This is a genomic window from Nocardia sp. NPDC004568 (assembly GCF_040609955.1).
In the GTDB taxonomy this organism is placed as follows: Bacteria; Actinomycetota; Actinomycetes; order Mycobacteriales; family Mycobacteriaceae; genus Nocardia.
In genome coordinates this window covers 1-5,587 of the sequence record NZ_JBEXLL010000154.1, presented here as the reverse complement: position 1 = coordinate 5,587, position 5,587 = coordinate 1, and the positions used below count along the sequence as shown (strand labels likewise).

Here is a 5,587-nt window from a genome sequence, read left to right as displayed (position 1 = left end):
CGACGTCGTGACATGGTGTGATCGTCTCCTTCTGCACCCATTCTGGTGCATCAGAACTCTCACAACCGGTGGACCCACCCACCGGGCTCCAGTCAGTAGGGCTCAACCGGAATACGGCTTTCACGTGGGCGCGGGCAGCGGGCCGGCGGTCGGTAGCAGCCTCGCGTGCCCATCCGCGGCGGGGTGAGTACGAGCAGTTGCGTGCCCGCGGGGATATCCTAGCAGCGGGCAGCGCAACAAATCGGTGTGAACGTGCGCACCGCGCGGGATTGGGACGGCGGGGTTCGTAAGACCAGCACTTCCCGCACCTATCGTGATGGTCTGCGTGTCGATTACGCCGCAGGAACAGCGACGATGGCCGGTGTGAACACGGTGTCGCCGATCTTGTCGGTGTTGGACAAACAGCTGCATCCTCGGTTCTTGTCGTTGACCGAGCGTGAGCAGATCCGGGATGTTGCGGGCGAGTCGGGACTTGCAGAACCCGGACAGTGACTCCGGCAACGGTCCGTCCACCGTGTCGTTCCAGATCGAGCTGCGCTTTCAAAGTCTGGTTGATCGATTCGATGATCTGCCGTAGCGGCTTGAACAAGCCACTACCAGGCCGCTGCGCCTCGCCCTTGCGGACCGGGCGCAAACCGTTAACCTGGACCAAGACCGCCGACGAAATCCTCGACCGACTCGCCGCATATCTTCAACGATTCCTGGCGGGGGACACTAGTTGCAGATCACCACTGGTGATCGCCATGTTCACACGAGCCGTCGCACATGGCGGTCACCCGATGCGAGAGAGGACGGATTCCCCTTGAGTGAGCGGAAACTGGAGGACATGGAGCGGCTCCACCAGGGCCGCGGACTCGTGCTGTGGAGCTTCATGATGTCGCTGGACGGATTCGTCGCAGGACCGCACCACAGCATGGACTGGCTGGGGACCGGCGGATACCGCGTGGATCCAGGCGTCATCGAGGGCTACATCGAAGGCACCGGCGCGATCATCGCTGGACGCGATGGTTGGGACTCACCGGTGGGGCACAGTCCCTGGGGCGGTGCCTGGCAGGGTCCCATCTTCGTCCTCACGCACCACCCCGAAGACGCGGAACCTGCTGAGAACGTGACCTTCCTGCATCGCGACCCGGCCGATGTCGTCCAGCTGGCGCTGGCCGCCGCCGGAGGGAAAGACATCATGGTGTTCTCCCCGAACATCGGCGCCCAGCTCCTTGAACGCGGCCTGATCGACGAGATCGACCTGCACATTGCCCCTGTCCTCCTCGGCGACGGTATCCGGCTCTATAGCAAGCCCGGTGGTGCGCCAATTCGGCTCAGCCCACGGGCGGGCGACGCGGCCTCCACTGTGCGGGTGCGCTATCGGCCGATGTCCTGAACTGCGTGTGCGCACATTTGCCGGCGAGCATCGAGGATGCCATTCAGGCGGTGCCGAACATGACCTTTCGACTGTCCGGGTCCACCACGGTGACTACGACATCGTCGGCGGCGCGTGGCTCGATGCCGAGGTCGCGTAGGTGGCTAACCAAGGGATGCGGGGGTGGTTACCCGTGAAAGGTGTTGCCGGTAGACACTTTCGAGGTGGCTTGGGGTTCGGGTAGTAATCGCGCGGAAAACAACGACAATAGCTTGACCAGTGGTTTCACCCCCGAATTGGTGTGTTCAGGACCACAGTCGGCAGCGCTGAGTGTGCGCCAGGGCTGGCCTTCGCGCGGCTCTGGCTGAGGGCTACATCGGCCGCATCTCGGGGCAGGTGTGCCGTTGTCTGCTGGTTAGGTGGTGGTGTCTCGGTCGAGGTGGCGGTAGATGGTTTTGCGTGAGACGGCGAAGGTTTCGGCGATTTGGGCGACGGTGTAGCGGCGTTTGCCGTGTTCGTTGGTTTCGTCGTACATCTGCCGTGCCTTGAGCGTCTGGAGTTCGGTCAGCGCGGCCGGTCGTCCGCCGATGCGTCCGCGTGCACGGGCGGATTCGAGTCCTTCGAGGGTGCCTTCGCTGATGAGGTCGGCGGTCATCTCGTCCATGGCGGCGATGACGTGGAACAGGAACCGTCCGGCGGGGGTGGTGGTGTCGATGCCTTGTTTCAGCACGACCAGATCGATACCGCGCGCTCATCGAGTTGCGCGGCGAGTTCGGTCATGTGCCGTACCGATCGGAACGGGCGCGAGAGTCGGGTGATGACCAGTTCGTCGCCGCGGCGCAGATGGTCGAAGCATTTGTCCCACTCGGGGCGTCGCGCCAGCTTCCCGGACGCCTTGTCCACCCAGATCCGTTCACATCCTGCGGCGGTGAGTGCGTCGATCTGGGAGTCGTCTTTCTGCCTGCGCGTGGAGACCCGCGCGTATCCGAACCGAGCCATGCCCGGGACTATCCCATAAAGTGCCGACCCGTCCGGTTTCGTCTCATAGATTTCGCACACGAGTTCTGACCCGATTCGGGGTCTCGGCGAGCTGCGGGTTCGCGAACATGAAGCCGTGGGCCGGATGTGGGACAGAAACGAACGTTTCCGACCCACTCCGATCACCGGCAAGGCACTACGCCATATCCGCCCGATTTTCGGCGGATGCTACGGCTACCCCGTTACTTTCGTCTGGCGGTGAGTCGGCCTTCGAAGGTGATGTCGAAGGCATTCAGCGCGGCTTTCCACCGGGTGACCCAGCGTTTCTGTCCGGCGCCGGTGGGGTCGAGGCTCATGATCGCCATGTAGACGCATTTCAGGGCCGCTTGCTCGTTGGGGAAGTGCCCGCGGGCGCGGACGGCGCGGCGGATGCGGCGTTGACCGATTCGATCGCGTTGGTCGAGCACACCACCCGCCGGATCTCGGTGTCGAAGGCGAGGAACGGCACGAACTCCGACCAGGAGTTCTCCCAGAGTTTCACGATCGCCGGATACTTACCGCCCCATGCCTCGGTGAACTCGCAGAATCGTTCCAACGCGGCCGACTCTGTGGGTGCGGTGTATATCGGTTTGAGCGCTTTGGCAATCGCGTCCCAGTGCTGCCGGGCCGCGTATCAACGAAGCCCGCAGCAGATGCACCACACACGTCTGGACGACAGCCGCCGGCCAGACCTGCCCGATGGCGTCCGGGAGTCCTTTGAGGCCGTCGCAGACGAGCATGCACACGTCCTCGACACCCCGGTTACGCAGCTCGGTGAGGATCTGCAGCCAGAATTTCGCGCCCTCACCGCCGTCACCGGCCCACAAGCCGAGGATGTCGCGGGTGCCCTCCACTGTCACCGCCAACGCGACATAGATCGGCCGGTTGCGACCTTGCCGTCGCGGATCTTGGCTCTGGCGCAGTCTTCGTGACGATCTCAGGGCTTGGCGTGTTGTCGTTGGAATCTTCCGCTTGGTAATGATGTCGGGCGTGTTCGGGTGATCTTGTTCAGAAGTTGTTGCCGCACTTGGCTGATCTGGCGGTAGAAGCAGTCGACAGCGAAGGAGATGGTCTGGTTCTCCGGGCCGTGGTTGCCGCGCCGACTGCCCGGTGCCCAGGATGTGAGTCGTTCTCGGCGCGTGTGCATTCCCGCTATCAGCGAACACTGGCCGACGCTGCTATCGCCGGCCAAGTGGTGACCGTTCAACTGGTGGTTCGGCGGTTCTTCTGCCCGAACAGCGATTGTTCGGCGAAGACCTTTGCTGAACAGGTTGCCGGTTTGACGGTGAAATGGTCTCGGCGAACGAGCCGGTTGACGTCGATGCTCGTCACGATCGGGTTGGCGATGGCCGGTCGTGCCGGTGCCCGGCTGGCGGGCCGATTGGGGCTACCAGCCAGCCGGGACACGTTGATCCGACTGGTCCGCCGGTTGCCGGACCCGCCGAACAGCCCGGTCGTGATCTTGGGTGTCGATGATTTCGCTGTCCGCCGCGGCCACCGTTATGGGACAGTCTTGATCGATCTCGACACACGCAGACCGATCGACCTGATCGACGGCCGTGACGGTGACGCCCTGGCCGCATGGCTGCGCGCCAGGCCCCTGCCGCAGATCATCTGCCGGGACCGAGCCGGCGGCTATGCCGAAGGCGCCCGGCAAGGCGCTCCGGCCGCGCTGCAGGTCGCCGACCGGTTCCATCTCTGGCAGAACCTCGGCCAAGCCGTGGAGAAGGACCTTTCCGCGATCCGCCGAGACCTTGCCGCGGCCCTGGCCGCCGAAGCTGCCGCCGCGCCCTCCGGCCAAACGCCTGCCGTCGTCGACTATCGCGAACTGAAGGTCGTCAGACGCTTCCGACATCAACACGCCGCAGTTCACCGACTGCTGCAGCAGGGACTGAGCAAGTCCGCGATCGGTCGCGAGCTGGGCCTGCACCCAGCAACAGTGCGCAAATTCGCAGGCGCCGAAACTGTCGATCCGCTGATCGCCAAGAACCAACAACGCTCGTCCATCCTGGACGGCTACCACGAGCACCTGCATCGACGTTGGAACGACGGGATCCGCAACGGCGCCCAACTCACCCGCGAGATCGCCGAGCTCGGATATCCCGGCACCGAACAGCAAGTTCAACGCTATCTACGACGATTCCGCACCAGAACCGGCCACATGCCGGTCCCAGCGCCGCGACCGCCGTCGGTCCGCGACATGACCCGGTGGATCATGACCGATCCGGTCAACCTCACCGCCGACGACACCACCAGCCTGCACCGACTCGGCAAACGCAGCAAAGATCTGCGCCGGTTGGCGAACCATGTCGAGGACTTCGCGATCATGATGACGCAGCTTGAGGGGCACCGCCTCGAAGAATGGATCAATATCGTCGAGAAGGACTCACTGACCGCGATCGCCTCATTTGCCCGCAACCTCCGCCGCGATATCGACGCCGTCCGCAACGGCCTGACCCTGCCTCACAGTTCCGGCCCGGTCGAAGGCCACATCAACCGCATCAAAATGATCAAACGCCAAATGTTTGGCCGGGCCAACCTGGACCTACTCCGCAAACGCACCCTGCTACAGAACTGATCACGAAGACTGCGCCAGAGCCCGGATCTTCACGTGGATGGCATCCAGGAAGATCACCGGATACACCGAGTCCAGCGGCCTGTTCTGCCACTCGGACACCCCGTCGATCACCGTGTCGGTAATGGTGGAAATCGTCTGCTCGGATACCTCGGCGCCATAAACCTCCCGCAGATGCGCCGAGATCTCCCCATGAGTCAAGCCCTTCGCCGACAGCGACAGCACCATGTTCTCGACCCCGTTGAGCCGGCGCTGGCGCTTGCGCACGATCTGCGGCTCGAAACTCGCCTCCCGATCCCGCGGGACCTCGATATCGACCGGCCCGACGTCGGTGATCACGGTCTTGGAGCGGGTCCCGTTACGAGAGTCGCCGGTTCCACGCCCGGCGGGATCGCCGTGGTCATAGCCGAGATGGTCGGTGATCTCACCCTCGAGCGCAGACTCGACCACCATCCTGGTCAGCTGCGCCAGCAGCCCGCCTTCGCCACTGAGCTGCAGCCCGCTGGCGCGGGCCTGCTCCACCAGCTTGCCCACCAGTTCGGCGAGATATTGTCAAATCCTGTGTATCGGTAGGTTTCAGGCGACCTCCGTTCCGGTGGTTTCGGCTGCGTCGGTTGACGACGGCGGGGTGATGTCGG

5 protein-coding genes and 3 pseudogenes are annotated in these 5,587 nt (G+C 63.7%); 3 read left to right on the top strand and 5 right to left on the bottom strand.

Going from position 1 to position 5,587, the window contains the following annotated elements:
* The first annotated feature begins 246 nt into the window (after positions 1-246).
* Entirely contained in the window at positions 247-492 is a 246-nt protein-coding gene (locus tag ABZV91_RS32090) for a hypothetical protein (RefSeq protein WP_355249469.1), read from the top strand.
* Here ABZV91_RS32090 and ABZV91_RS32085 read toward each other — a convergent pair.
* Positions 479-577: pseudogene (locus tag ABZV91_RS32085) on the bottom strand (IS982 family transposase); the annotation flags it as partial. The gene ABZV91_RS32090 and the pseudogene ABZV91_RS32085 sit on opposite strands and share 14 nt — an antisense overlap.
* 225 nt (positions 578-802) lie before the next feature.
* Here ABZV91_RS32085 and ABZV91_RS32080 point away from each other — a divergent pair.
* The gene (locus tag ABZV91_RS32080; protein ID WP_355249468.1) at positions 803-1,378 is read left to right on the top strand and encodes a dihydrofolate reductase family protein; all 576 of its coding nucleotides are present in this window, start codon (positions 803-805) and stop codon (positions 1,376-1,378) included.
* Positions 1,379-1,772: 394 nt separating this feature from the next.
* Here ABZV91_RS32080 and ABZV91_RS32075 read toward each other — a convergent pair whose 3' ends face one another.
* The 3 genes and pseudogenes from ABZV91_RS32075 to ABZV91_RS32065 all read right to left on the bottom strand — a co-directional run.
* Positions 1,773-2,087 carry a recombinase family protein gene (locus ABZV91_RS32075; RefSeq protein ID WP_355249467.1) on the bottom strand — a complete coding sequence of 105 codons (315 nt, stop codon included), beginning with the start codon at positions 2,085-2,087 and terminating at the stop codon, positions 1,773-1,775.
* Positions 2,081-2,356, bottom strand: a complete 276-nt coding sequence (locus ABZV91_RS32070; RefSeq protein ID WP_355249466.1) for a recombinase family protein — start codon at positions 2,354-2,356, stop codon at positions 2,081-2,083. The genes ABZV91_RS32075 and ABZV91_RS32070 overlap by 7 nt, the downstream gene beginning before the upstream one ends.
* A 221-nt stretch (positions 2,357-2,577) precedes the next feature.
* A pseudogene (locus ABZV91_RS32065) lies at positions 2,578-3,284 on the bottom strand (IS256 family transposase); the annotation flags it as partial.
* 117 nt (positions 3,285-3,401) lie between these two features.
* On the opposite strand from ABZV91_RS32065, the gene ABZV91_RS32060 reads away from it, so the two are divergent.
* Positions 3,402-4,952, top strand: a complete 1,551-nt coding sequence (locus ABZV91_RS32060; RefSeq protein WP_355249465.1) for an ISL3 family transposase — start codon at positions 3,402-3,404, stop codon at positions 4,950-4,952.
* A gap of 21 nt (positions 4,953-4,973) precedes the next feature.
* On the opposite strand, the pseudogene ABZV91_RS32055 reads toward ABZV91_RS32060, so the two are convergent.
* A pseudogene (locus tag ABZV91_RS32055) lies at positions 4,974-5,486 on the bottom strand (transposase); the annotation flags it as partial.
* Between the last annotated feature and the right edge of the window lie 101 nt (positions 5,487-5,587).

What these genes read in the sequence shown, in the direction of transcription:
- ABZV91_RS32070 (WP_355249466.1), bottom strand. Translation starts at nt 2,356, where the DNA reads ATGGCTCGGTTCGGATACGCGCGGGTCTCCACGCGCAGGCAGAAAGAC.